Annotated in this window: 22 protein-coding genes and 1 tRNA gene; 14 read left to right on the forward strand and 9 right to left on the reverse strand. The window is 70.6% G+C overall.

The genetic code is table 11. The features are described from left to right. Nucleotides 1-19 precede the first annotated feature (19 nt). Nucleotides 20-766 (forward strand): SIMPL domain-containing protein, encoded by a 747-nt coding sequence (locus tag ACAG20_RS11355; RefSeq protein WP_370492590.1) that lies wholly within the window; start codon nucleotides 20-22, stop codon nucleotides 764-766. Nucleotides 767-823: 57 nt separating this feature from the next. Here the strand turns inward: ACAG20_RS11355 and hpt are convergent, their stop codons facing one another. The 4 genes from hpt to dacB form a co-directional block, all read right to left on the reverse strand. Beyond that, nucleotides 824-1465: a hypoxanthine phosphoribosyltransferase gene (hpt, locus tag ACAG20_RS11360; RefSeq protein WP_112689564.1), complete on the reverse strand. Its 642-nt coding sequence runs from the start codon at nucleotides 1463-1465 to the stop codon at nucleotides 824-826. A gap of 305 nt (nucleotides 1466-1770) precedes the next feature. Continuing rightward, the gene (gene tilS / locus ACAG20_RS11365; protein WP_370492591.1) at nucleotides 1771-2742 is read right to left on the reverse strand and encodes a tRNA lysidine(34) synthetase TilS; all 972 of its coding nucleotides are present in this window, start codon (nucleotides 2740-2742) and stop codon (nucleotides 1771-1773) included. Continuing rightward, entirely contained in the window at nucleotides 2721-3758 is a 1038-nt protein-coding gene (locus tag ACAG20_RS11370; RefSeq protein ID WP_370492592.1) for a zinc-dependent metalloprotease, read from the reverse strand. The genes tilS and ACAG20_RS11370 overlap by 22 nt, the downstream gene beginning before the upstream one ends. Further along, nucleotides 3755-5131: a D-alanyl-D-alanine carboxypeptidase/D-alanyl-D-alanine-endopeptidase gene (gene dacB, locus ACAG20_RS11375; protein ID WP_370492593.1), complete on the reverse strand. Its 1377-nt coding sequence runs from the start codon at nucleotides 5129-5131 to the stop codon at nucleotides 3755-3757. The genes ACAG20_RS11370 and dacB overlap by 4 nt, the downstream gene beginning before the upstream one ends. An 80-nt stretch (nucleotides 5132-5211) precedes the next feature. Here dacB and ACAG20_RS11380 point away from each other — a divergent pair, with 80 nt between their 5' ends. Then, nucleotides 5212-5700, forward strand: coding sequence for an inorganic diphosphatase (locus ACAG20_RS11380; protein ID WP_370492594.1), 489 nt, complete (start codon nucleotides 5212-5214; stop codon nucleotides 5698-5700). Here the strand turns inward: ACAG20_RS11380 and ACAG20_RS11385 are convergent, their stop codons facing one another. Then, on the reverse strand, nucleotides 5701-6381 hold the full coding sequence (locus tag ACAG20_RS11385; RefSeq protein ID WP_370492595.1) for a TetR/AcrR family transcriptional regulator: 681 nt from the start codon (nucleotides 6379-6381) through the stop codon (nucleotides 5701-5703). A 107-nt stretch (nucleotides 6382-6488) separates the two neighbouring features. Here ACAG20_RS11385 and ACAG20_RS11390 point away from each other — a divergent pair, with 107 nt between their 5' ends. Then, nucleotides 6489-6926: a nitroreductase family deazaflavin-dependent oxidoreductase gene (locus ACAG20_RS11390; protein WP_370492596.1), complete on the forward strand. Its 438-nt coding sequence runs from the start codon at nucleotides 6489-6491 to the stop codon at nucleotides 6924-6926. On the opposite strand, the gene ACAG20_RS11395 is transcribed toward ACAG20_RS11390, so the two are convergent. After that, the gene (locus ACAG20_RS11395; protein WP_112688885.1) at nucleotides 6915-7910 is read right to left on the reverse strand and encodes a TerC/Alx family metal homeostasis membrane protein; all 996 of its coding nucleotides are present in this window, start codon (nucleotides 7908-7910) and stop codon (nucleotides 6915-6917) included. The genes ACAG20_RS11390 and ACAG20_RS11395 overlap by 12 nt on opposite strands. 80 nt (nucleotides 7911-7990) lie before the next feature. Between ACAG20_RS11395 and ACAG20_RS11400 the strand changes: the two genes are divergently transcribed. The 4 genes from ACAG20_RS11400 (at nucleotide 7991) to ACAG20_RS11415 (ending at nucleotide 10690) form a co-directional block, all read left to right on the forward strand. Beyond that, nucleotides 7991-9268 (forward strand): hypothetical protein, encoded by a 1278-nt coding sequence (locus tag ACAG20_RS11400; RefSeq protein WP_370492597.1) that lies wholly within the window; start codon nucleotides 7991-7993, stop codon nucleotides 9266-9268. 41 nt (nucleotides 9269-9309) lie between these two features. After that, entirely contained in the window at nucleotides 9310-10035 is a 726-nt protein-coding gene (locus tag ACAG20_RS11405; RefSeq protein WP_370492598.1) for a glycosyltransferase family 2 protein, read from the forward strand. Between the two features lie 13 nt (nucleotides 10036-10048). Continuing rightward, nucleotides 10049-10426, forward strand: coding sequence for a DUF2304 domain-containing protein (locus ACAG20_RS11410; protein WP_370492599.1), 378 nt, complete (start codon nucleotides 10049-10051; stop codon nucleotides 10424-10426). 93 nt (nucleotides 10427-10519) lie between these two features. Beyond that, the gene (locus ACAG20_RS11415) at nucleotides 10520-10690 is read left to right on the forward strand and encodes an Rv1535 domain-containing protein (protein ID WP_370492600.1); all 171 of its coding nucleotides are present in this window, start codon (nucleotides 10520-10522) and stop codon (nucleotides 10688-10690) included. Nucleotides 10691-10702: 12 nt separating this feature from the next. On the opposite strand, the gene ACAG20_RS11420 is transcribed toward ACAG20_RS11415, so the two are convergent. Both ACAG20_RS11420 and ACAG20_RS11425 read right to left on the reverse strand, forming a co-directional pair. Beyond that, nucleotides 10703-15214: a cation-translocating P-type ATPase gene (locus tag ACAG20_RS11420; protein WP_370492601.1), complete on the reverse strand. Its 4512-nt coding sequence runs from the start codon at nucleotides 15212-15214 to the stop codon at nucleotides 10703-10705. A 145-nt stretch (nucleotides 15215-15359) separates the two neighbouring features. Next, nucleotides 15360-16304: an NAD-dependent epimerase/dehydratase family protein gene (locus ACAG20_RS11425; protein ID WP_370492602.1), complete on the reverse strand. Its 945-nt coding sequence runs from the start codon at nucleotides 16302-16304 to the stop codon at nucleotides 15360-15362. Between the two features lie 32 nt (nucleotides 16305-16336). On the opposite strand from ACAG20_RS11425, the gene ACAG20_RS11430 reads away from it, so the two are divergent. The 7 genes from ACAG20_RS11430 (at nucleotide 16337) to ACAG20_RS11460 (ending at nucleotide 23631) form a co-directional block, all read left to right on the forward strand. Continuing rightward, the gene (locus tag ACAG20_RS11430; RefSeq protein WP_370492603.1) at nucleotides 16337-18124 is read left to right on the forward strand and encodes a hypothetical protein; all 1788 of its coding nucleotides are present in this window, start codon (nucleotides 16337-16339) and stop codon (nucleotides 18122-18124) included. Next, entirely contained in the window at nucleotides 18121-18261 is a 141-nt protein-coding gene (locus tag ACAG20_RS11435) for a hypothetical protein (RefSeq protein ID WP_165825105.1), read from the forward strand. Before ACAG20_RS11430 ends, ACAG20_RS11435 begins: the two co-directional genes overlap by 4 nt. Before the next feature lie 109 nt (nucleotides 18262-18370). Further along, complete coding sequence (locus ACAG20_RS11440; protein ID WP_370492604.1) at nucleotides 18371-19690, forward strand: PPE domain-containing protein; 1320 nt, start codon at nucleotides 18371-18373, stop codon at nucleotides 19688-19690. Between the two features lie 22 nt (nucleotides 19691-19712). Then, nucleotides 19713-20012, forward strand: coding sequence for a PE family protein (locus ACAG20_RS11445; RefSeq protein WP_370492605.1), 300 nt, complete (start codon nucleotides 19713-19715; stop codon nucleotides 20010-20012). Nucleotides 20013-20031: 19 nt separating this feature from the next. Beyond that, nucleotides 20032-21276 carry a PPE domain-containing protein gene (locus ACAG20_RS11450; protein ID WP_370492606.1) on the forward strand — a complete coding sequence of 415 codons (1245 nt, stop codon included), beginning with the start codon at nucleotides 20032-20034 and terminating at the stop codon, nucleotides 21274-21276. 28 nt (nucleotides 21277-21304) lie between these two features. Next, nucleotides 21305-22066 (forward strand): response regulator transcription factor, encoded by a 762-nt coding sequence (locus tag ACAG20_RS11455; RefSeq protein ID WP_112689522.1) that lies wholly within the window; start codon nucleotides 21305-21307, stop codon nucleotides 22064-22066. Then, nucleotides 22063-23631 carry a sensor histidine kinase gene (locus tag ACAG20_RS11460; RefSeq protein WP_370492607.1) on the forward strand — a complete coding sequence of 523 codons (1569 nt, stop codon included), beginning with the start codon at nucleotides 22063-22065 and terminating at the stop codon, nucleotides 23629-23631. Before ACAG20_RS11455 ends, ACAG20_RS11460 begins: the two co-directional genes overlap by 4 nt. A 53-nt stretch (nucleotides 23632-23684) precedes the next feature. Here ACAG20_RS11460 and ACAG20_RS11465 read toward each other — a convergent pair. Next, nucleotides 23685-23760 (reverse strand) — tRNA-Thr (locus tag ACAG20_RS11465).

Raw genomic sequence — 23760 nt, forward strand, 5'->3', positions numbered from 1 at the left:
CTCCGATAAGGTGCCAGTCATGCCGACACGCCGCGCCCGGATGAGCCTCCGCTGGTCGACGACGCTGGCCCTGGCGGGCCTGACCACCGCTGCGTTGGCCGGCTGCGACGCCGTGCCCGGCGGCGACGGCCCGGAACCATCCCGGCAGGTGACTGTCGTCGGATCCGGTGAGGTGCAAGGCATCCCGGATACCTTGACCACCGAGGCGGGCATCGAGTTCGTCGCCGCCGATGTCACCACCGCAATGAATCAGACCAGCGAGCGCCAGCAGGCGGTGATCGACGCGCTGATCGACGCCGGGGTGGACCGCAAGGACATCAGCACCACCCAGGTCAGCCTGCAGCCGCAGTACGGCAACGCCGAGCCCGGCGGGTCGGCCAACATCACCGGGTACCGGGCCGGCAACACGATCCGGGTCAAGGTCGAACGCGAATCCGCCTCCCAGGTGCTCGCCGTGATCGTGCGCGCCGGCGGGGACGCCACCCGGATCCACGGGGTCAGCTACTCCATCGAGGATGATTCGCAGCTGGTGCGCGACGCCCGCGAACGCGCCTTCAACGACGCCAGGGACCGCGCCGAGCAGTACGCCCAGCTGTCGGGCCTGCAGCTGGGCCGGGTGCTCTCGATCTCGGAGGCGGCCGGTGGCACGCCGTCGCCGACATCGGTCGAGGCGCCGATGCCGCGCGCGATGGCCGCGCCGCCCCCGGTGGAGCCCGGCCAGCAGACGGTGGGCTTCTCGGTGACCGCGGTGTGGGAACTGTCCTGACGCCGCCGCTTCGCGCCGTGTGGGCGTGAGCGGCCCGCCGCCCCGTGTGGCGGGCGATCAGCTCTGATAGATGCGCGGATCCAAGGTGCCGATGTAGGGCAGGTCGCGGTAGCGCTCGATGTAGTCCAGCCCGTAGCCGACCACGAATTCATTCGGGATGTCGAAACCCACGTAGGCGATGTCGACTCCGGCGCGAGCCGCATCGGGTTTGCGCAACAGCGTGCAGACTCGCAGCGACCGGGGCCGGCGGGCGGCCAGGTTGCGCAGTAGCCACGACAGGGTCAGGCCGGAATCGACGACGTCCTCGACGATCAGCACGTCACGATCGCTGATGTCGCGGTCCAGGTCCTTGAGGATGCGCACCACGCCTGACGAGGACGTGGAGGAACCGTAGGAGCTGACCGCCATGAACTCGAACTGGGTGGGCAGCGGGATGGCGCGGGCCAGATCGGTGACGAACAGCACGGCGCCCTTGAGCACGGTGATCAGCAGTAGATCTCCGCTTTCACCCTGCCTGACCGGCCTCGAGCCGTCGGAGTAGTCGGCGGCGATCTGCGCGCCCAGTTCGGCGGTGCGGGCGCGAATCTGCTGCTCGGTCAGCAGCACCGATTTGATGTCGCCCGCGTACGACTCGGGTGTCTCCCCCGGCGAGAACGCAGCCACCAGCACAGCGTGCCATGCAAGGCGTGCGACGACCAACTCCCGGCGGTTAGCGAGGCTCGACGAAGGAGAGCCGAAGCTGAACCGCCGCACAAACCCCACGGTTAGCGAGGCTCGACGCAGGAGAGCCGAAGCTGGACCGCCGCAAAAACCCCGCGGTTAGCGAGGCTCGACGCAGGAGAGCCGAAGCTGAACCGCCGCACAAACCCCACGGTTAGCGAGGCTCGACGCAGGAGAGCCGAAGCTGAACCGCCGCACAAACCCCACGGTTAGCGAGGCTCGACGAAGGAGAGCCGAAGCTGAACCGCCGCGTCACGCCCAGCGCACAACATCACTCCCGATGCTCAGACCGGCTCCCGGCGCAGCCGCAGCACGCCGTCGTCGCGGACGGCGAACAGCCGCTCACCGCGCAGGTCCGATCCGACCGCCACCCCACCCTGGCCGCGCCACTGCGTGACCAGCCGATCCACCGCGCGAATCTGCAGGTCGGTCAGCCCGCGGCCGCCACCGGCCAGCAACCAGCGACGGATCACCGCCCGGCGCACCGGACCGGCCAGCCTGCCAAGACCAGCGGTGTCCAGCCCGGCGCCGGCCGTGACCTCCGGCGCGGCCTGCTCGGCCAGGGCGTCGATCAACTCGGTGTTCTCCCGTAACGCGGTCGCGCTGCGCGCCAGCGCCTCGGCCACCCCGCCGCCCAGCACGTCCTCCAGCAGTGGCAGCACCTGCAAGCGCAGCCGCACCCTGGTGAAGCGCTTATCACTGTTGTGCGGGTCGAGCCAGGGCGTCAATGCCAGCTCGGCGCAGGCCGCCCGGGTCGTCGCACGCCGCACTCCCAGCAGCGGCCGACACCACGGCGGGTCATGGGGCCGCATCCCGGCCAGCGACCGGGGGCCCGACCCGCGTCCCAGCCCGAGCAGCACCGTCTCCGCCTGGTCGTCCAGGGTGTGACCCAGCAACACCGGGCGCTGGTCACGGGCGCGCTCCAACGCGCCGTAACGAGCGGTGCGTGCCGCGGCTTCCGGCCCGCCTCGAACACCTTGGCCTCCAACGGTCACCGGGATAACTTGCGCGTCAACGCATCCCAGATCGATAGCCTGGCTGCGCGCACGACCGGCCACCTGTGCGGAGTCGGTTTGCAAGCCGTGGTCGACGATCAGCGCCGTAGTAGGCCGCAGCTGCGCCGCGACGGCGGTCAGGGCCAGCGAGTCCGGACCGCCCGACAGCGCCACGCACCAGGGCTCCACCTCGGGCAGGTGGCGTTCGGCGAACGCCAGCAGCGCGGCGCGCAGCGCGGCTACAGCACCCGATCGATCCACTGCTGCGGCTCTTCGATCTCGGCGGGCAACGGCAGGTGCTGCGGGCTCGACCACACCGCGTTGAACCGGTCCATGCCGACCCGGCCGACCACGGCGTCGACGAAGGCCTTGCCGCGGGTGTACTGGCTGAGCTTGGCGTCGAGGCCCAGCAGCGCGCGCAACAACCGTTGCAGCGGCGGCTGGCTGCGCTGCCGACGTTCCTCGAAGCGATTGCGGATCGTCGCCACCGAGGGCACCGCCGCCGGTCCGACCGCGTCCATCACGTGGTCGGCATGGCCCTCGAGCAGCGTTCCCAGCGTCAGCAGCTGGTCCAGCGCGGTGCGCTGGTCCTCGGACTGCACCGCCCGCACCAGGCCCAGGATTCCCGAGGGTCCGGCATCGTCGCGGCGGCCCCGCACGTAGTCGGCCAATCTGCTCACCACCTGGGTGATATCCGGGCTGCTGTCGCCGGTGAGCACCCCCAACGCCGTCGACATGTAGTCGGTCAGCCACGGGTTCACGGAGAACTGCACCCGGTGAGTCACCTCGTGCAGGCACACCCACAGCCGGAAGTCGGCCGGTGAGACCCGCAGCTGCCGCTCGACGGCGACCACGTTGGGGTAGACCAGCAGCAGCAGCCCCGTCCCGTGCCCGTCGTCGGCACAGAACGGGTCGTACTGGCCCAGGATGCCCGAGGAGACGAAGGCCAGCAGCGCGCCGGTCTGCGCCCCGGCCAGCCGGCCGCTGAAGAACCCGACCGGCTTCTCGGTGCCGCCCGTCATCACCCGCATCGAGTCGGCGGCGGCGGCGATCCACTGCGGCCGGTCGATGACGCGCGCTTCGGGCACCGGGCCGTCGGCGCCCAACCCGGTGACCTCCCGCACCAGTGGTTCGGCGGCCCGGGCGCTGCGGTGCAGGTCGCCGATCACCTGGCGGCGGGTGTAGTCGGTCATCGGCGGCGCCGGGCGCACCAGCCAGCCGCCCACCGTGGCGGCGAACCCCCAGTCCACCGCACGGCCCACATCCAGCTCGGTCATCTGCATCCGCACGTTCGCAACACCGCGGCCAGCGCATCGATCGAGGTCCGACCGGTCGGCCCCGCGTCGTTGGAGATGAACGCGAACGTCAGCACCCGGCGGTCGCGGTCGGTGACGATGCCGGCCAGCGCGTTGGTGCGGGTCAACGAGCCGGTCTTGGCACGCAGCCAGCCGGCCGCACCGCGACCGGTTTTGGGGTCGAGGAAACGATCGGACAGCGTGCCGCTGCCACCGGCAACCGGCAGCATGTCCAACAGCGGCCGCAACTCCGGCTGGTCCGGGCCGGCCGCCGCCTGCACCACCGCGTCGAGGTTGCGGGCGGACAACCGGTTGTCGACGGACAGCCCGCTGGAGTCATAGAGACTGGCGCCGCTGACCGCGATGTGGGCGGTGGCCAGCCGGTTGGTCACCGCGTCGACCGCGCCGGCGAAGGATCGCGGCCGGCCCATCGCCGCGGCCACCTCCCGGCCGATACATTCGGCCATCACGTTGTCCGAGGCGTTCATCATCTCGCCCAGTCGCACCACCAGCGGCGCCGAGGACACCGCGCCCAGTTCGCGTCCGGTCACCGACGCGGTCGCGATGCTGACCTTGTCGGCGTCGAGCCCGAGTTCGGCGGCCAGCGCCTCGCCGGCGTCCAGCGCGGGGGTCCGCGACCGCCGGGACTCGACCGTGGTCGGCTGGATCCGGCCGCCGTCGACCATCACCGCCTCGATCGGGGCGATGTCGCCGCCTTCGATGTCGTCCGGGTCCCAGCCCGGCGCCATGCTCGGGCCGCTGAACGCCGACACATCCACCCGGACCTCGGTGGGCGTCACACCGCTGCGGCGGACCTGATCGGCCAGGTCGCTGATCCGGGCGGCGTCGCGGTACCAGGTGTCCTGGCCGACCTCGGCCGTCGACAGCGTCGGGTCGCCGGCGCCGACCAGCACCACCACGCCGGGCTGGTCACCCGCGGTCACCCGGGTGGTGACGCGGGCGCTCAGATCCAGCGCCAGCAGCGCGGCTGCCGCGGTGAGCACCTTATTGGTGGACGCCGGCTGCATCGGCAGGTCTTCCTGCTGTGTCCACAGCGCCTTGCCGGTCAGCGCGTCGGTGATCCGGCCGGTGAGGCGACCCAGGTTGGGGTCGGCCAGCACGGCCGACATGGCTGCTCCCAGGGCGCTGCCGGTCGGCACCGGGGCGTCGTCGACGACCGGGACCACCCCGGGTTCGGCGGTCGCCGTCGGCGCCGGCGCGACGACGTGGGCGCCCGCGCCGGAGTCGTCCGGGAGCACAACGGCTGCCACCACCACCGCGGCGGCGGCCAACGCCAGGACCGCGCCCGCGATGCCCAGATGGGTGCTGCTGTGCCGCCACCGAGTCGAGTCCATGGCCCTCCCTGCCTGTCGGGGCCAATTGTGCCGGAAGGGCGGGGTGGGGGCATGACTCCGGCCGCCTTAGACTGTGCGGCGTGCAATTCGACGTGACCATCGAAATCCCCAAGGGCCAGCGCAACAAGTACGAGATCGATCACGCCACCGGGCGGGTCAAGCTCGACCGCTACTTGTACACGCCGATGGGCTACCCCGCCGACTACGGCTTCATCGAGGACACCCTCGGCGAGGACGGCGACCCGCTGGATGCGATGGTGCTGCTGCCGCAGTCGGTGTTCCCCGGCGTGATTGTCGAGGCGCGTCCGGTGGGGATGTTCCGGATGACCGACGAGGCCGGCGGCGACGACAAGGTGCTGTGCGTGCCGGCCGGCGACCACCGCTGGGACCACATCGCCGACATCGGCGACGTGCCGGAATACGAGCTGGACGCGATCAAGCACTTCTTCGTGCACTACAAGGATCTGGAGCCGGGCAAGTTCGTCAAGGCCGCCGACTGGGTGGGCCGCGCCGAGGCCGAGGCCGAGATCACCCGGTCGATCGAGCGGTTCACGACCTCCGGTCACTGATCACCGCTGGGTCAGCATCCCCAGCAGCAGGCTGAGCTGGGCGTCGAACACCGCCCGCGGTTGGGTCAGGGTGTCGGCGCCGTAGCCGCCGAACACGTCCAGGCTGATGGCGCCGACCAGGGCGGCCCACAGCAGGAAGCATTTGGCGATGACGCCGTCGTCGCCGTTGAAGCCGAATTCTGCGCGGATCCGGTCGGAGTCGGCCGACAACGGCTGCGCCGCAAGTTGACTCGTGGGGGGTATGTCCCCGGCGGCGATGCCGGCCGCGACGGTCTCGAGCAGGGCCGCGATCACCCGGGTACCGGGGACGACGGTCCGTTCGGCCGGCGCGTGATAACCCGGAACCGGGCTGCCGTACAGCAATGCCCACCGCGCCGGATGCGCCAGCGCCCAGTCCCGCACCGCGTGGCCGATGACCCGTATCTCGTCGCGCCACCGGGCCCCCGGGCTGCGGGCCCGGTCCACCGTGTCGGCCAGGTCGGAATAGGCGTCGACCACCAGCAGGGTGAGCAACTCGTCGCGGCCGGCCACATAGCGGTAAACCGCCGAGGAGACCATGCCGAGGTCTCGGGCGACGGCACGCAGTGACAGCCCCGCGGCCCCGTGCGCCAGCAGTTGTCGCCGGCCGACCTCGATGATCTTCGCCTCGATGCGTTCCCGCGCCTCCTGCCGTTTGCCCATGGGTTGAGTCTGACAGATTCGAGAGCACCGCTCTTGTATTCGCCGGCTCGACGTGCCAGGATCACTTCCAGCGAGAGCAGTGCTCTCATTACGGAAGGGGGCGGGCTATGACCACCCGATACGACCGGCCGAGCGCGATAGCCCGATTCGGCAATGCGCTGATACGCCGGCTCGCCGAGGTCGGCATCAGCGTCGCCGGAACCCGCGCGCTCGCGGTGCGGGGCCGCAACAGCGGCGAACTCCGCGGTGTGGTGATCAATCTGCTGTCGGTCGACGGGGCGGACTACCTGGTGGCGCCCCGCGGCGAAACCGAGTGGGTACGCAATGCGCGAGCCGCCGGCGAGGTGCTGCTTGGGCCGCGGTGGCGGCGGACCCCGACCCGGGTCACCGAAGTCGCCGACGACGACAAGCCGGTGGTGCTGCGCCAGTACCTTCGGCGGTGGTACTGGCAGGTCAAGGGGTTCATGGCGGGGGTGACACCGGACTCCGACGACGACGAACTGCGGTCCGCGGCGCCCTCGATCCCGGTCTTCTCACTCGGGTGACCCGCCGGTCTTGGCCCCGCCGCGAGTCCGGTACAGGCTGGCCACCGTCGTCAGCACCAGCACCCCGGCGACGACCGCCAGACTCGCCGGCGTGGGGATCTCCGGGACGTTGAAGTTACGTCCGGAGTTGATGAACCACACCTCATTGGTGCGCAACGCGTGCAACACCATCCGCACCCCGATGAAACCCAGGATCAGGGCCAGACCGCGGGACAGATACACGAACCGGTTCAGCAGTTTGCCCAGGATGAAGTAGAGCTGACGCAAACCCATCAGGGCGAACACGGTGGCGGCGAACACCAGGTAGGGCTGGCGGGTCAGGCCGTAGATGGCCGGTATGGAATCCATGGCGAACACCAGGTCGGTGGTGCCCAGCGCCAGCGCCACCAGGAACATCGGGGTGACCGCCCACGCGCCGGCGTCGTCCCGGATGAAGAACCGCACCCCGGCCCAGCGGTCGGTGACGTTGAAGTGGGTGCGGGCGAACCGCACCACGAAGTTGTTGCCCTGGGCGCCGTCGCCGACGTGGTCGCCGTGGCGCAGCAGTTTGATCGCGGTGTAGGCCATGAACGCGCCGAACAGGTAGAACGTCCACGAGAGCCGTTGCGCGGCAACCCCACCCAACGCGATGAACACCGACCGGAACGACAACGCCAGCACGATCCCGACGAACAGTGCCTCCTGCCGGTACTTCTTGGGCACGTTGAAGCTGTTCATGATGATCACGAAGACGAACAGGTTGTCCACCGACAGGCTGTACTCGGTGAGCCAGCCCGCGAAGAACTGCATGCCGTACTTCGAACCGTGATGCGCCCACACCCAGATGCCGAACGCCACCGCCAGACCGATGTAGAACGTCAGCCGCGTCGCGACCTCGCGGATCGTCGGCTCATGCAGCCGGCGGGCGACCAGGAACAGATCGAAGCCCAGTACCGCAGACAGTCCCGCGACCGTCACCAGCCATTCCAACAGCGACGGGTCCAAGGGTGGGCCTCCGGTCGGCGAGTCTGCGGTGTTGAGTGGGCCGCCCGAACCTACCCTGCGACCCGCTTAGTATTTTCGCCGTGGTGACCGAAATCGGTGGTACCGGACCCCGCCGATCCGCCGGCGGGTTGCCCGCCGGTCCCGTCACCCGGGCCAGTGTGGCCCGGGTCGGCACCGCAACCCTGCTCAGCGCACTGTGCGGCTATGCGGTGCTCTACCTGGCGGCACGTGACCTGGATCCGGCCGGTTTCTCGGTTTTCAGCGTGTTCTGGGGGGCGTTCGGCCTGGTCGCCGGGGCCACCAACGGCTTGCTGCAGGAAACCACCCGGGAGGTCCGATTCGCCAGGGAGGTCGGGGCGAGCCGCCCGTCGACGCGACACACCCGCCCGCTGTGGGTGGCCGGGCTGGCCGGGGTGGTGGCGGCCGGGCTGGTGGCAGGGACCTCGCCGCTGTGGAGCGGCCATGTGTTCGTCGAGGCCCGCTGGTTGTCGGTCGGACTGCTGTGCTTCGGGCTGGCCAACTTCGCGGTGCACGCCACGCTGCTGGGCATGCTGGCCGGCACCAACAGGTGGACCCAGTACGGGGCGTTGATGGTGACCGACGCCGGCATCCGGGTGGCGGTGGCCACCGCGACGTTCGCCGTCGGCTGGGGGCTGGTCGGGTTCCTGTGGGCCACGGTCGCCGGCGCGATCGCCTGGCTACTGCTGCTGGCCGCCTCCCCCGCGGCCCGATCGGCGGCCCGGCTGTTGACCCCGGTGGGCACCATCGACTTCCTGCGCGGCGCCGCGCATTCGATCACCGCGGCCGGTGCCAGCGCCATCCTGGTGATGGGTTTCCCGGTGCTGCTGCAGGCCACCTACGGCGAGCTGGGCGCCCAGGGCGGCGTGGTGATCCTCGCGGTCACCGTCACCCGCGCGCCGCTGCTGGTGCCGCTGACTGCCCTGCAGGGCAACCTGATCGCGCACTTCGTCGACCAGCGCGGCCGGCGACTGCGGGCGCTGAGCGTCCCGGCCGCGTCCGTCGCCGCGGTGGGCGCGGCCGGAGCGGTGGCCGCCGGCCTGGTCGGCCCGTGGCTGCTGCGCACCGTGTTCGGCCCGGACTACCACGCCAGCGGGCCGCTACTGGCCGGACTGACGGCGGGGGCGACCGCGATCGCACTGCTGACACTCACCGGCGCGGCGACAGTGGCCGCGGCACTGCATCGCGCCTACGCGCTGGGCTGGGTGGGGGCGACCGTGGCCTCCACGTTGCTGCTGATGCTGCCGCTGGAACTGCCGACCCGAACCGTCGTGGCACTGCTGTGCGGCCCGCTGGTGGGAATCGCGGCTCACCTGACCGCGCTGCGCGCGGCGTCCTGACCCGCCGACCGGCCCGGCTGCGCCGGCGGCGGCGCGCCCAGGTGTATTTTTTAGGCATCGACACCAGGTCAAAGACTCGTTACCCCGACGTCTGGATCATCGTCCCGGCCTTCGGCGAGGCGGCCGTCATCGGCGACGTGATCGCCGGAATCCGTTCCGTTTTCGATGCGGTGGTCTGTGTGGACGACGGCAGCGACGACGACACCGCTGCGATCGCCCGGCGCGCCGGCGCCCATGTCGTGCGGCATCCGGTCAACCTCGGCCAGGGCGCGGCGATCCAGACCGGAGTCGAGTTCGCCCGTCGCCGACCCGGAGCCCGGCTGTTCGCCACCTTCGACGCCGACGGTCAGCACCGGGTGGCCGACGTGGTGCGCATGATCGAGCGTCTCGATGACGACCACCTCGACATCGTCATCGGCACGCGGTTCGCCGCAGCCGAGGCGGCAGCCGCCGTTCCGCCACTCAAACGGCTGGTGCTACGGGCCGCGGTGTGGCTGAACCCGCGGATCCGCCGGCTGGGGCTCTCTGATGCCCACAACGGCCTGCGGGTGTTCAACCGGCGGGTTGCCGAGGGTCTGGACCTCACCATGACCGGGATGAGCCACGCCGGGGAGATCATCGCTCTGATCGCCGAAAACCGTTGGCGGGCAGGCGAAGAGCCGGTCGAGGTGCTCTACACCGACTACTCGAAGTCGAAGGGTCAGCCGCTGCTCAACGGCGTCAACATCCTGTTCGACGGGTTGCTGCGCAAAAGGATGTCGCGATGACAAGGATCGCCTCGTGAACTGGATCAAAGTGCTGCTGATCGCGGCCGTGCTGGCACTGTTGATCTATCTACTGCTGTCGCGTGGGTCCGCCCAGTCCCGCGCCTGGGTCAAGATCGGTTACCTGGGGTTCGTGGTGGCCGGCATCTATGCGGTGCTGCGCCCCGATGACACCACGGTGGTGGCCAACTGGCTCGGGGTGCGCCGCGGCACCGACCTGATGCTGTATGTGCTGATCATGGTGTTCGCGTTCACCACGCTGAGCACCTACATGCGGTTCCGCGACCTGGAGTTGCGTTATGCACGACTGGCGCGGGTGGTCGCGCTCGCCCAGGCCCAACCGCCCGAACCCGACCGTCCAGCGAGGCTCGACGGAGAAGAGCCGAAGCCGTAACCGCCGCAAAAAACACAGTAGTTCGGCGACAGTTGGCCGACTCGTAACAGTCGGTTTCCCATTCGTCTGGCTGCGGCGGACACCCTGAGGCCTATGAAGGCGACCGAAGTCCTCGCGGAGCCACTGGCCGAAGTCACGGCCACCGCCCTGACGGTGCCGATCATCGAGCTGTACGCGCTGCTCTGGCGGGCCGGCGTGCTTGAGGTCGAGCAACGCCGCTCGACGCGCCCGGCAGCCGCCGTGCCGGTCCTCAGGTCGGCGTGATGAAGCTCCGGCTCAGCGCACCACTTCGAGTTTCCGGGCCGGCTTCTTCGCGGCGGCCTTCTTCGCCGAGGCGTTCTTGGCCGCGGCTTTCTTGGCCGCCGGAGCCTTCTTGGCCGGAGGTTTCTTGGCCGCCGGACCTTTCTTCGCGGAAACCTTCTTGGCCGCCACCGCTTTGTCCGCCGGAGCCGCCGCCACCGTCGCCGCCTCGGGCACGGCCGTAGCGATCTCCTTGACGACGTCCGAGCGTCGGCTCGCCACGGCCACCGCGGCGGTGGCCACCGCGGCGGTGCCGACCCCCTGCGCCCAACCGATCGGGCCGACCGGAGTGCAGCCCAGCAACTGACTGACACCGGGCGTGGAGACCATCGCGGCGAACAACACGAAGGATCCGGCCGCGGTCGCCAGCACCAGTGGCGCCCGCGAGTCGACCAGGGTCTGACCGAGTTCGGTGGTCACCAGCGAGATCAGCGCCACCGTCGAGGCTCGCTGCGGCGTGCCGCTTACCCTCCCCATGGCCCAGGCGGCCGTGCCCGCCGCCGCGGTGACCCCGCCGCGGAACGCCACCGCGCGCCACAGTTTCTTCTCGTCGAGGCCGGGCACGGCGTCGCCGATCGGGCCAGCCGGGGTGCTCACGGCCACCGCGGTGGCCGGCAGTGCGTCGGTCAGAGTGTTCATCAGCAGCAACTGCCGGGTGTTCAGCGGCGAATCACCGGTGACCGCGGTCCCGATGACGGAGAACATCACCTCGCCGGCATTGCCGCCCAGCAGCCCGGAGATGGCCAGTTGAACACCCCGCCACAGCCGCCTGCCCTCGTCGATCGCGTCGACCAGTGCCCTGATCTTCCCGTCGGTCAGCACCACGTCGGCGGTGGCATGCGCCGAGTCGCTGCCGTGCGCCACCACCCCCAGCCCCACCGTGGCGGCCCGGATGGCGGCGGCGTCGTTGGCGCCGTCACCGACCATCGCCGACACCCGGCCGGCGCGCTCCAGGGTCTGCACGATCTGCACCTTGTTCTCCGGCGACATTCGCGCGAAGATCACCCGCTCGCAGACCACCCGCTCTTGTTCCTTGCGGTCCAACGCATTCCACTCCGAGCCGGTGATGACCTGCTCAGCAGCGACGGTGACGCCCATCTCGGCCGCGATCGCGGTGGCCGTGATGGGGTGGTCGCCGGTGATCATCCGGATGTCGATGCCACGGGCCGCCAGAGCGGACAGCAACTGCGGGGCGTCGGCACGGGGCGTGTCCGCCAGGCCGAGGAACCCGATCAGCGTCAATCCGGAACAGGCCACCTCGGTGATCCGCTCGGTGCCTTCCGGGTCGTCGCGAACCGCTCGCAGCTGCGCTGCGGTCAGCTTGCGCCGGGCCACGGCGATGACCCGCAGCCCGCGGGCGGCCATCTCGGCAACCTGCCGTTCCTCCTCGGCACCGGCGTTCTGGCATGCCTCGAGCACCACTTCCGGTGCGCCCTTGACCACCAGCTCCGATCCCAGCGCCGAGGCCGAGAACGCGCGCCCGGAGCGGAACGGCAGGTGCGCGTCCGGTTCGGTCCACGGCCGGGTGCCGGCTGCGGCGGCCGCGCCCTCGACGATCGCCTGGTCGGTGGCGTGCGCGTACACCGCACCGCCGGGAGCCGGCGCCGCCTGCGCCGCAGTGCCGAGCACGTCGTCGTCGGAGTATCCCGCGACCGGGTGCACCGTGGTGACCCGCAACCGGTTCTCGGACAGCGTTCCGGTCTTGTCGAAGCAGACCACGTCGACCCGGCCCAGTGCCTCCACCGATCGTGGGATCCGTACCAGCGCACCGGATTTGCTCAACCGCTGCGACGACGCGTGCTGGGCCAGGGTCGCCATCAGCGGCATTCCCTCCGGGACCGCCGCGATCGCGACCGCGATCGCGTTGCCCAGTGCCACCCGCAGGCCGCCCTGCCGCAGCAGGCCGAGCGCACCGACGGCCACACCGCCGGCGGCGCTGTAGGGGAATGTCCGGTGCATCAGCTGCGACAAGTGGTGTTGCAGGCCGACTTCGGGCAGCTCCCCGGAGGCCAGTTCGGAGGCCCGGCGGGACTGGGTGTCGGCTCCCACCGCGGTCACGATGGCCAGCGCCGTCCCGGCGATCACCGTGGTGCCCGCGTAGAGCATGGAACTGCGCTCTGCCAGTTCGGCGCCGGGCGTCGGGTCCAACTGCTTGCCGACCGACAACGATTCACCGGTCAACGACGACTCGTCGACCTCGACGTCGCACTGCTCGATCAGCCGGGCATCGGCCGGCACCACCTCGTTGCTGCGCACCTCGATCACGTCGCCGGGCAGCAATTGTTCGGCCACGATCTCGTGGTAAGTCCGCGAACCGTCCGCCCCGGTCAAGGCGACCCGGGCCGGCGGGGCCTGCTGCGCCAGCAGGGTGTTCAGCCGGCTCTCGGCACGCAGCCGCTGGTAGGCGGCCAACATGGCGTTGCCGGTGAGCACGGTGCCCACCATCACGGCATCGATCGGCGAACCCAGCATGGCGGTCGCCGCCGAGCACAGCGCCAGGATCGGGGTCATCGGGTCGGACAATTCGGCGCGCACGGCATGGAAGTACGGCCAGAACACGCCCTGCGGACCCGCGTCGACCGGGGCGCGCTCGGCCAGCGGCGTCACCGCATCCGGCCCCAACAGCTCACGCACCTGCTCGACCGACATGGCGTGCCACTCGTAGGCCGGCGCCGGCTGGGGCGCGCGGGCACGCAGCACCCGGCGGGCGAGCAGATACCCCGACAGCATCCCGGCGCCCGCACCGACGGTCACCGGGCCGGGGCCGCGGCCCGGTGACGCCCCGAGACCGGGAATGGTCGCCCGGACACCGCGCACCAGCAGCAGCCCGGCGATGGTCGACGCGCCGATCGAGATCGCCACACCGCGCTCGGTGGCGTCGCGGGCGGCCGGCAGCGCGCGCAGCACTTGCCATGCCGCACCCAGATCGGCCAGTAGCAGGTCGGCGTGAAAGGGCGGCACGGCGGTTCCCGAATCCGGCATGACCCCGAGCGCCAGGTCGGCCGCCGCCAGCGCCTGCGCCGCAGAGCTCGACAGCACGGCGACAGTGCGGCCCGCCTGCTGCAGCTCGGTCACGGCGGCAGCCAGTGCGGCGTCCATCCCGCCGGCGTCGCCGGCGCCGGGCGCCGGGCGGATGTCGTCGAAACCGGGGCGCAGCTCACCGAGTATGTCGGTGTCCACGGTGACCAGTTGCGCGCCGGAGGCCCGGCCCTCGAGCACCACCGCCGAGGCCAGTGCGTGGTGGGTGGGCAGGATCAACGCCTCCACCGCTTCGGCGCGGTCGCGTGCGGTCATGCGGACCCGGTGCCAGCCGGGACGCAGCCCGGGCTTGTCGAGCAGCCGCTGCGCGTTGTTCCAGGCCCGTGGCAGCTCGTGCTCGGTGGCGCCGTGGATCTGCACCACGCGACGCTGTTCGCCGGTGAGCACCCGCGGGTCGATGACCACGGTGTCGATCTTGTCGAGCCGGCGCAGGCTGTCCGGGCGCAGCGGCAGTACCTCGTGGGAGTCCGCCAGTCCCTGACCCAGGGTCGCGGCGAACGACTCGCAGCTGGTGCGTACCGCTTTCGGCGAGGTCGCCAGGATCGCGCTCGAGGTCATGTCCAGGTTGCGGGTGAGGGCGCCCACCACCCCGGTGGCGAGCACCTGGGCGACCGCCGTTCGTCTCAGATACCGTTCGGCCGGCCCGTGCGGCCGTGGCACCGGACGCGGCGCGCGGTGCACCTCCGGGTGCTCGGCCCAGCGGGCCAGCTCCGGCTCGTAGCGATTCCAGGCCAGCGCCCCGGCGCGGGCCTCGGATGCCTTCAGTCCCTCCACCATCAGGTCCACCGCCAGGATCGCCGGCGACATGGTGATGATGTGCGAGCCGAGCGAGGCCAGCGACAGCACCGCGTCGGTGCGGGCGGGCCCGATCCGGCTTTCCAGCGCGTTTCGCACCAGCGGCTGGTAGCGCGCCACCGACGCCGCGGCGTCGACGATCTTGGGCGCCGCCGGCCAGCGCAGCACGCTGCCCGCGGTCGCGATCGCCAGCCCCACCGCGTTGGCGCCCACCATCGCACCCTTGGCGGCCAGCAACAGCCCGTCGCCGGGCAATGCGGCGGTCTCGGTGACACTGAGCGCTGCGGACTTCTCGACCGCGTCCACCGTGGCGCACAGTTCGGCCAGCGACACGTCGTCGTCGATCTCGACGATCACCCGGGCCAGCGGGCGGTTCAGCCGCACCGAGGTCACGTCCGGCCGGGCCCGCAGCGCGTCGAGCACCTCGGCGCCGATATCGGCCCCACCGTCCTCGTCGAGCCCGCGGATCTCGATCCAGGCCCGTCCGGCGCCGCGCCAGCTGCGCCGACTGGTTAGATCGGAGCGCTCACCGGCAAGGATTTTGGCGCTTTCGCGCAGTGGGATGGCGGCCAAGTCCAGGCTGGCCCCCAAAACCGACGTTGCCGCCGCGCCGACTGTCTCCAGACCGAGGCGGCCGATCGAGAACACGTCCATGGATTGCCTCCAGCGTCTTTGATGCGCTGGAGGTCTCTTCCGCCGGTAACCGGCCCACAGCACCGGTCGTCCGATGACGGGCGACGAGATGACGACACTGCGACGAAGGAATACTCCCCTCCGACGGGCCAGTATGCCACATCGTTCAGGCCGATTTCACCCGCCGGAAATACGACACGGTGCGGGCCACGCCGTCGTCCAGCGCGACTTGTGGCTGCCAGCCCAGCACCTCCCGTGCCCGGGAGACGTCCAGACAGGACCGCTTCAGATCGCCCAGCCGAGCGGGATGGAATTCCGGGTCGTCGGGCGCCCCGACCGCGGCGGCCACTGCCGAATGCAGTTGCCGGTCCGAGGTTTCCACACCGGTGCCGACATTGAACCGCTGGCCGTCGCCCGCCGGGCCCGACGCCCGCACGAAGGCGTCGACCACATCGTCGACGTACACGTAGTCGCGCGTGTTGGATCCGTCGCCGAACACCTTGGTCGGGGCGCCCTGTAACAGCGCCTGGGCGAAGATCGCCACCACGCCGGCCTCGCCGTGCGGATCCTGCCGCGGGCCGTAGACGTTGGCCGGCGCGACGTGGGAGCACTGCAGTCCGTAGAGGTGCCGGAAAGTGTTGAGGTAGATCTCACCGGCCACCTTGCCGGCGGCATAGGGTGACGCCGGATCGGTGGGATCGTCCTCGGTGGTCGGATAGCGCGGCGGGGTGCCGTAGATCGACCCGCCCGACGAGGTGTGCACGATCTTGCGGACGCCGGCGGCACGCGCCGCCTCAGCGAGCCGGATCGTTCCGACGACGTTGACCGAGGCGTCGAAAGCCGGGTCGGCGACCGAGTGCCGCACGTCGATCTGGGCGGCCAGGTGGAAGATGACCTCCGGGCGGTATTGCGCCAGTACGTCGGCCAGGTCGGTGGTGACGATGTCGGCCTCGACGAAGCTGAAGTCGGCGTCACCAGCCAGATGCTCGATGTTGGTGGCCCGTCCGGTCGCGAAATTGTCCAGCCCGACCACCGGGTGCCCGTCCGCCCGCAGGCGGTCGACCAGCGTCGATCCGATGAATCCGGCTGCTCCGGTGACCAGTGCTCGCACCGGGCCACCATACCGACCGGTAAGAAAGACGCATGCGCACCCGACTGGCGAGCCTGCCCTGGGTCTGTTGGGCGGCGCTGGCCCTGATCGCCGCGCAGCTGGCGGTCCGGGCGGTGGTGGCGTTCGAGGGCTATTTCTACTGGGATGACCTGATCCTGATCGGCCGGGCCGGCACCCACGAGCTGCTCTCGCCGTCGTATCTGTTCGACGACCACGACGGCCACGTGATGCCCGGCGCGTTCCTGCTCGCCGGCGTGCTGAGCCGGCTGTGGCCATTGCAGTGGGCCGCCCCGGCGGCCAGCCTGGTGGTGCTGCAGCTGCTGGCGTCGTTGGCGCTGCTGCGGGCGCTGCGGGTGATCCTGGGCTGGCGGCCGGTGCTGCTGGTGCCGCTGGTTTTCGCGCTGTTCAGTCCGCTGGGCCTGCCGGCGTTCGCGTGGTGGGCGGCGGCGCTGAACTCGCTGCCGATGTGCGCGGCGCTGGCCTGGGTGTGCGCCGACGCGATCCTGTTGGCGCGCACCGGGAATCAGCGCTACGCGCTCACCGGCACGGTGGCATACGCGGGCGGTCTGTTGTTCTTCGAGAAGGCCGCGGTGATCCCGTTCGTCGCGTTTACCGGCTGCGCGCTGCTGCATCATGTGGCCGGGGGCCGCGGCGCGGTGGCCGCTACCTGGCGGGCCGGGGCCCGGCTGTGGACAACGACGCTGGCGGTGACCGGCGGGTGGGTCGCGGTCTATCTGGCGGTGGTCAATCAGCGGCGCTGGAGCCTGGACCTGGACATGACCCGCGACCTGTTGTGGCGCTCGGTCACTCACGGCATCGTCCCGAGCCTGGCCGGCGGCCCCTGGACGTGGGCCCGGTGGGCTCCGGCCTCGCCGTGGGCGCTGCCGGGCCCCGCGGTGATGGCGCTGGGCTGGTTGGTGCTGGCGGGTCTGCTGGCGGTGTCGGTGGCGCGCAAACACCGACTGGTGCCGGTGTGGCTGGCCGCGGCCGGGTATGCCGCGGCCTGCCAGGTGCCGATCTACCTCATGCGCTCGTCGGTGTTCACCGCGCTGGAACTCGCCCAGACCCTGCGCTACCTGGCCGACCTGGTCGTGGTGCTGGCGATCCTGGGCGCCGTCGGGTTGTGCGCCCCCAACCGCAACGCGTCGCGGTGGCTGGACGCCTCGCCGTGGCGGACCGCGGTGGTGAGCTGCCTGGCGGTGGCCTTCACCGCCAGCAGCCTGTATTCGACTGCGACATTCCTGGCCCGCTGGCGCGACGACCCGGCCCGGCCGTATCTACACAACGCCCTGCCCGCACTGGCTGCCGTCCGCGCGGAGTCCGACGCGCCACTGCTCGACCAGGAGGTGGACCCGCTGGTGTTGCAGCGGGTGGTCTATCCGGAGAACCTGGCCAGTCACCTGTTCGCCCTGGTTCGCGATCGGCCCGAGTTCGCTTCGGCGACATCGCGTTTGCGGATGCTCACCAGCGCGGGGACATTGACCGACGCCCAGGTGACCTGGGTGCGGTCCATCGTGGCCGGGCCGGTGCCGCACTGTGGCTATCTGGTGCAACCCGACCTGCCGGCCACGCTCGGCCTGGACGGCCCGCTGCTGCCGGCCGACTGGACCGCCGAGATCAACTACCTGGCCAACGTCGACGGCGCCATGACGCTGTCACTGTCGGACGGGCCCGACGTCCGGATCCAGGTGCGCCCGGGGCTCAATCGCGTCTATGTGCGGCTTCCCGGCGGCGGTCACAACGTCACCGCCCGCGCCGACACCGCGGCGCTGTCGGTGTGCATCGCGTCGGGGCCGCTCGGCTACGTCGCGCCGAAGTGACCGCGCGGCGCGCGGCACGCCGACCGCGCACCCTGATCGACATCCTGCCGAAGACCGCGGCCCGCCACCCCGAAGCCGCCGCGATCGACGCGTTGTGGCAGGCCCGGCTGGACTCGGCCGAGCTGTCGGCGCGCTAGCTGCGGTCTGCCGGCGCACATATGCGTTTCGTATGAGTCCCGGCCGCCGGGTTGCCCGGCCGGCGCGCCCGAAAATACCGTCGGATATCGGCCGATTCGAGGAGTGCCGATGAATTTTGCAGCGTTGCCACCGGAGGTCAACTCTGCGCTGATGTACTCCGGGGCCGGATCAGGCCCGATTCGGGCCGCCGCAACGGCCTGGAAAGCCATGGCCGCCGAACTGGAAACCGCAGCAACCTCCTTCCGCAGCATCATCACCGGCCTGACCGACCAAACCTGGCAAGGCCCCGCCGCCACCGCCATGGCCACCGCCGCAGCCCCCTACGCCGCCTGGATGGCCGCCACCGCAACACAAGCCGGACACGCCGGCACCCAAGCCAACGCCGCCGCAGCCGCCTACGAGACCGCCTTCGCCATGACCGTGCCCCCACCGGTCATCGCCGCCAACCGCACCCAACTGGCCACCCTGATCGCCACCAACATCCTCGGCCAGAACACCGCCGCCATCGCCGCCAACGAAGCCCACTACGCCCAGATGTGGGCCCAAGACGCCACCGCCATGTACGGCTACGCCGGCAACGCCGCCGCCGCCACCCAACTGCCCACCTTCACCGCACCCCACACCACCCCCACCCCCGCCACCGCCAGCCACGCCCTCAACACCGCCACCCAACTGGCAGGCACCGCCGCCGGAACGTCGGGATCCTACGAGGGCGCCGGCGCCCCCGGGCTGTTGCTGGACGTGCTGGTCGCGGTTCTCGAGGTGGACAGCATCGCGCCGTTCGAGGGCGGCGGCGCCGGCCTGGAGTTCGGTGGCCTGGCCATCGAGGCGGCCAGCCTGGCACCGTTCGCCGGCCTGGGCATCCCGGGTGACTTCGGCGCAGCGACCGGTCTGGGCCTGATCGGCCAGATCGCTCCCGCCGGCGGTCTGCCGGGCCTGGCCCCTCCCGTCGGCGCTTCGTTACCCGGGGCCGCGCTGACCAGCACCGGCCGGGTCGGCGCGACGTGGGCGAGCATGGGCAAGGCGGTGCCGCTGGGTTCGCTGTCGGTGCCGCAGGCCTGGGCCGCCGCCGCGCCGTCCGCACTGCGCGAAGTCGCGCTGGTTGCAGCACAATCCGGCACCGCGTCCGCGTCGGCCGCCGCCGCAGCGCAGACCCCGTTCGCCGAGATGGCGCTGGCCGGCATGGCCGGACGCGCCATGGCCGGCACCGCCGGCTCGGGACACCGGGCACCGCTGCCGGCCCGGGCCGGTCCCACGACACGTCGCGAATCACCGGATGGGCCCGAAGAACCCGAGGCCGAGGTGACCGGCGTCGAAATCCTCGCCGAACTACGGGGTCTGGCCGAATTGCGGGACTGCGGGGTGCTGACCGACGAGGAGTTTCACAACCAACGAGAACGCGTCATCGAATGTTTTGTCGAGAAATGAATTTCACACGGGAGGTTGAGCGATGACTTTTGTGGTGACACAGCCGGAGCTGTTGTCGGCGGCGGCCGGGGATCTACACGGAATCGGTTCGGCGGTGCAGGCCCAAACAGCAGCGGTCGCCGCTCCCACCACTGCGATGGCGGCACCCGCGGCCGATACGGTCTCGACGTCGATGGCGGCGCTGTTCAACGCCCACGGCGCATTGTTTCAAGACATCGCTGCGCAGGCCGCGGCCATCAACCAGATGTTCGTGGCGGCGCTCAGCGGCGGCGGGGTCTCCTATGCGACCACCGAGGCCGCGAACGCGGTGGCCGCGAGTTGAGCCGGATTCAGGAGTGCCGATGAATTTTGCAGCGTTGCCACCGGAGGTCAACTCTGCGCTGATGTACTCCGGGGCCGGATCAGGCCCGATTCGGGCCGCCGCAACGGCCTGGAAAGCCATGGCCGCCGAACTGGAAACCGCAGCAACCTCCTTCCGCAGCATCATCACCGGCCTGACCGACCAAACCTGGCAAGGCCCCGCCGCCACCGCCATGGCCACCGCCGCAGCCCCCTACGCCGCCTGGATGGCCGCCACCGCAACACAAGCCGGACACGCCGGCACCCAAGCCAACGCCGCCGCAGCCGCCTACGAGACCGCCTTCGCCATGACCGTGCCCCCACCGGTCATCGCCGCCAACCGCACCCAACTGGCCACCCTGATCGCCACCAACATCCTCGGCCAGAACACCGCCGCCATCGCCGCCAACGAAGCCCACTACGCCCAGATGTGGGCCCAAGACGCCACCGCCATGTACGGCTACGCCGGCAACGCCGCCGCCGCCACCCAACTGCCCACCTTCACCGCACCCCACACCACCGCCACCCCCGCCCTCAACACCGCCACCCAACTGGCCGGCACCGCCGCCGGAACCTCAGAGGGCGCCATCTCGCCCGGTCTGGCCTTCGATCTGGCCGGCGCGGTCCTGGAAGTGGGCAGCGTCGGCCCGTTCGGCGGGATCGGCCTCGGCGGCGCGTTCGGTGGCCTGGCGATCACGTTGGGCGAACTCGTCTTTCCCGAAGGAGCCGAAGGACTCGGCGCCCTGGGCGGGCTGGGGCTGGTCGGCCAAACCGCACCGGCCGCCGGTGCGCTGGGATCCGCGGCTGGGCCGGTCGGCGCGACGTGGGCGAGCATGGGCAAGGCGGTGCCGCTGGGTTCGCTGTCGGTGCCGCAGACCTGGGCCGCCGCCGCACCGTCCGCACTGCGCGAGGTCGCGCTGATGTCGACACGATCCGGTGCGGCCTCGGCCGTGGCGGCGGCCGCCGCCGGCACCGAAGCTCCGCTCGCCGAGATGGCACTGGCCGGCATGGCCGGGCGCGCCGTGGCCGGCACCATCGGAGCCGGCCGCCACGCGGTGCCGGTCACCCCGCCGGGCCGCACCGCGCCACCTGGCCCGGCCGCCGAACCCGAGGAACCCGACCAGCCCGCCAAGGCGAAACCGATCGGTGTCGTTGCCGAACTGCGCGCCCTGGTCGAACTGCGTGACTCGGGCATTCTGACCCCGGAGAAATTCGCTCAGCGAAAGCAACGACTGCTCGGCGAATGACCCGGATCCGGGTGGAAGATGATGATCGATGGCGGATAACACGGATCACCGGAGCCCGCGCAAAGCGATCCTCGGGCAACTGCCGCGGATCAACCGGCCCGACGGATCACCGATCCGCGTGCTGCTGGTCGACGACGAACCCGCGCTGACCAACCTGGTGACGATGGCGCTGCACTACGAAGGGTGGGTCGTCGACGTCGCCCACAACGGCCGCGACGCGGTCGCCATGTTTCACAGCGGCGAGCCCGATCTGCTGGTTCTCGACATCATGTTGCCCGACGTGGACGGGCTGCAGATCCTGCAGCGGGTCCGCGAATCCGACGCCTATATCCCGACGCTGTTTCTCACCGCCCGCGATTCGGTGACCGACCGGGTCACCGGCCTGACCTCCGGCGCCGACGACTACATGACCAAGCCGTTCAGCCTGGAGGAGTTGGTCGCCCGGCTGCGCGGTCTGCTGCGCCGTTCCGCCCAGCTGACGCCACCGATGAACGAGGTGCTCACCGTGGGTGATCTGACGCTCGACGGCGCGAGCCGGCAAGTGACGTTCGGCCGCACCCCGGTGTCGCTGTCGGCCACCGAGTTCGAACTGCTGCGGTTCTTGATGCGCAACCCGGGACGGGCGCTGGCCCGCGCCGAGATCCTGGACCGGGTCTGGAACTACGACTTCGCCGGCCGCACCAGCATCGTGGATCTCTATATCTCCTACCTGCGCAAGAAGATCGACGCTGACCCGCCGATGATCCACACCGTTCGCGGTGTGGGCTACATGTTGAAGCCGCAGCCGTGATCGACGCCCCGAGCACGCCCCGAAAGGCGCCCTGGTGGCGCCCGCGGTCGCTGGCCCGCCAACTGGTGCTCGGGGTGTCGGCCGTGGTGACTGTGGTGTTCGTGGCGGTCGGCGTGGTGTCGGTGCTGAGCCTGCGCAACTACGTCACCGCGACGAGCGATGCCGATCTGTCCGAGTCGATGAACGCCTTCAGTCATTCCTTCGTCAAGTATCGCCGCGCCCAACATGTCTCCGGCGCCGACGAGGCGTCGACCATCGGGTCGGCCATGCTGGGTTTCAGCGATCAGACGCCCGGCAATGTGCTGGCGGTGCTGCGCAACGGCAAGGTGATCGGGTCGGCGGTGTTCACCGTGGACGACCCCTATCCCGCACCTGCCGACGTGGTCGCCGCGATCAACGCCCACCACTGGCATGACGGCCCCCCGCAGACGATGGACCTGGGCAGCCTGGGCACCTATCGGGTGGAGACCCGTGTCGTCGACCAGGACGACCTGCTGTTCATCGGCGGGTCACTGAACCTGGCGAACCGCACCGTCGCCCGCCGAATGGCCGCTGCCGCAACGCTGTACACGTTGGCATTGCTGATAACCGCGGGCCTGACCATCACCGTGGTCAACTACGCGTTGCGCCCGCTGCGGCGCGTCGCGGCCACCGCCGGGGCGGTGGCCGCCATGGCGCTCACCGACGGCGACGAACGCATCACCGTGCGGGTGTCCGAGGATGACGTCGATCCGGACAACGAGGTGGGCATCGTCGCCGGCGCCCTTAATCGCCTGCTGGACAACGTCGACAGCGCATTGGCTTACCGCAGCGAGGCCGACCGACGGATGCGGCAGTTCATCACCGACGCCAGCCACGAGCTGCGCACCCCGCTCGCGGCGATCCAGGGCTACGCCGAACTGACCCGGCAGGACTCCGCCACGCTGCCGCCGACCACCGAATACGCCCTGGCCCGTATCGAATCCGAGGCACAGCGGATGGCGTCGCTGGTCGAGGAGCTGCTGTTGCTGTCCCGGCTCGGCGAAGGCCAGGATCTCGACGTCGAAGACGTCGACCTGGCCGATCTGGTGGCCGATGCGGTCAACGATGCCGCGGCTGCCGCGCCGAGCCACCACTGGGTCAAGGATCTGCCCGAGTCCCCGGTGTGGGTTCGCGGCGACCGGGCCCGGCTGCACCAGGTTGTCACCAACCTGTTGAAGAACGCCTGGGTGCACACCCCGGCGGGGGTGACCGTCACCACCGCCATCACCGAGGAGCACGCCGGGGTGGGCGGGCCGGTCGCGCAGTTGACGGTGGCCAACGACGGCCCGGCGATCGACGCCGACATGGTGCCGCACCTGTTCGAGCGGTTCGTCCGCGCCGACAAGGCCCGCTCCAGCGAGCTGGGCAGCACCGGGCTGGGACTGGCGATCGTGGCCTCGATCGTCGGCGCGCACAGCGGGTCGGTGGGGGTGGAATCCGCCGACGGGGCCACGGTGTTCCGGGTTCGGCTGCCGGTGGTGGATCCGGCCGGAGAGCCCTCACCGGTGACGGCGCCCGGCGAGCGTGCGCAGAATGCCGGCTAGAGCCGCGTGTCGCGGTGCAGACACGCACGCTCGCGAGAGTTGGGGAGGGGGTGTGGAGCCGCCTAGGAGAATCGAACTCCTGACCTATTCATTACGAGTGAATCGCTCTACCGACTGAGCTAAGGCGGC

It is taken from the genome of Mycobacterium sp. pW045 (genome assembly GCF_041287085.1).
Taxonomy (GTDB): Bacteria; Actinomycetota; Actinomycetes; order Mycobacteriales; family Mycobacteriaceae; genus Mycobacterium; species Mycobacterium algericum_A.

Excerpts from the sequence above, each read along its gene's own strand:
- ACAG20_RS11355 (WP_370492590.1), top strand. The coding sequence starts at position 20 with ATGCCGACACGCCGCGCCCGGATGAGCCTCCGCTGGTCGACGACGCTG.
- ACAG20_RS11370 (WP_370492592.1), bottom strand. The coding sequence starts at position 3,758 with ATGACCGAGCTGGATGTGGGCCGTGCGGTGGACTGGGGGTTCGCCGCC.
- dacB (WP_370492593.1), bottom strand. The coding sequence starts at position 5,131 with ATGGACTCGACTCGGTGGCGGCACAGCAGCACCCATCTGGGCATCGCG.
- ACAG20_RS11385 (WP_370492595.1), bottom strand. The coding sequence starts at position 6,381 with ATGGGCAAACGGCAGGAGGCGCGGGAACGCATCGAGGCGAAGATCATC.
- ACAG20_RS11390 (WP_370492596.1), top strand. The coding sequence starts at position 6,489 with ATGACCACCCGATACGACCGGCCGAGCGCGATAGCCCGATTCGGCAAT.
- ACAG20_RS11415 (WP_370492600.1), top strand. The coding sequence starts at position 10,520 with ATGAAGGCGACCGAAGTCCTCGCGGAGCCACTGGCCGAAGTCACGGCC.
- ACAG20_RS11420 (WP_370492601.1), bottom strand. The coding sequence starts at position 15,214 with ATGGACGTGTTCTCGATCGGCCGCCTCGGTCTGGAGACAGTCGGCGCG.
- ACAG20_RS11430 (WP_370492603.1), top strand. The coding sequence starts at position 16,337 with ATGCGCACCCGACTGGCGAGCCTGCCCTGGGTCTGTTGGGCGGCGCTG.
- ACAG20_RS11440 (WP_370492604.1), top strand. The coding sequence starts at position 18,371 with ATGAATTTTGCAGCGTTGCCACCGGAGGTCAACTCTGCGCTGATGTAC.
- ACAG20_RS11445 (WP_370492605.1), top strand. The coding sequence starts at position 19,713 with ATGACTTTTGTGGTGACACAGCCGGAGCTGTTGTCGGCGGCGGCCGGG.
- ACAG20_RS11450 (WP_370492606.1), top strand. The coding sequence starts at position 20,032 with ATGAATTTTGCAGCGTTGCCACCGGAGGTCAACTCTGCGCTGATGTAC.
- ACAG20_RS11455 (WP_112689522.1), top strand. The coding sequence starts at position 21,305 with ATGGCGGATAACACGGATCACCGGAGCCCGCGCAAAGCGATCCTCGGG.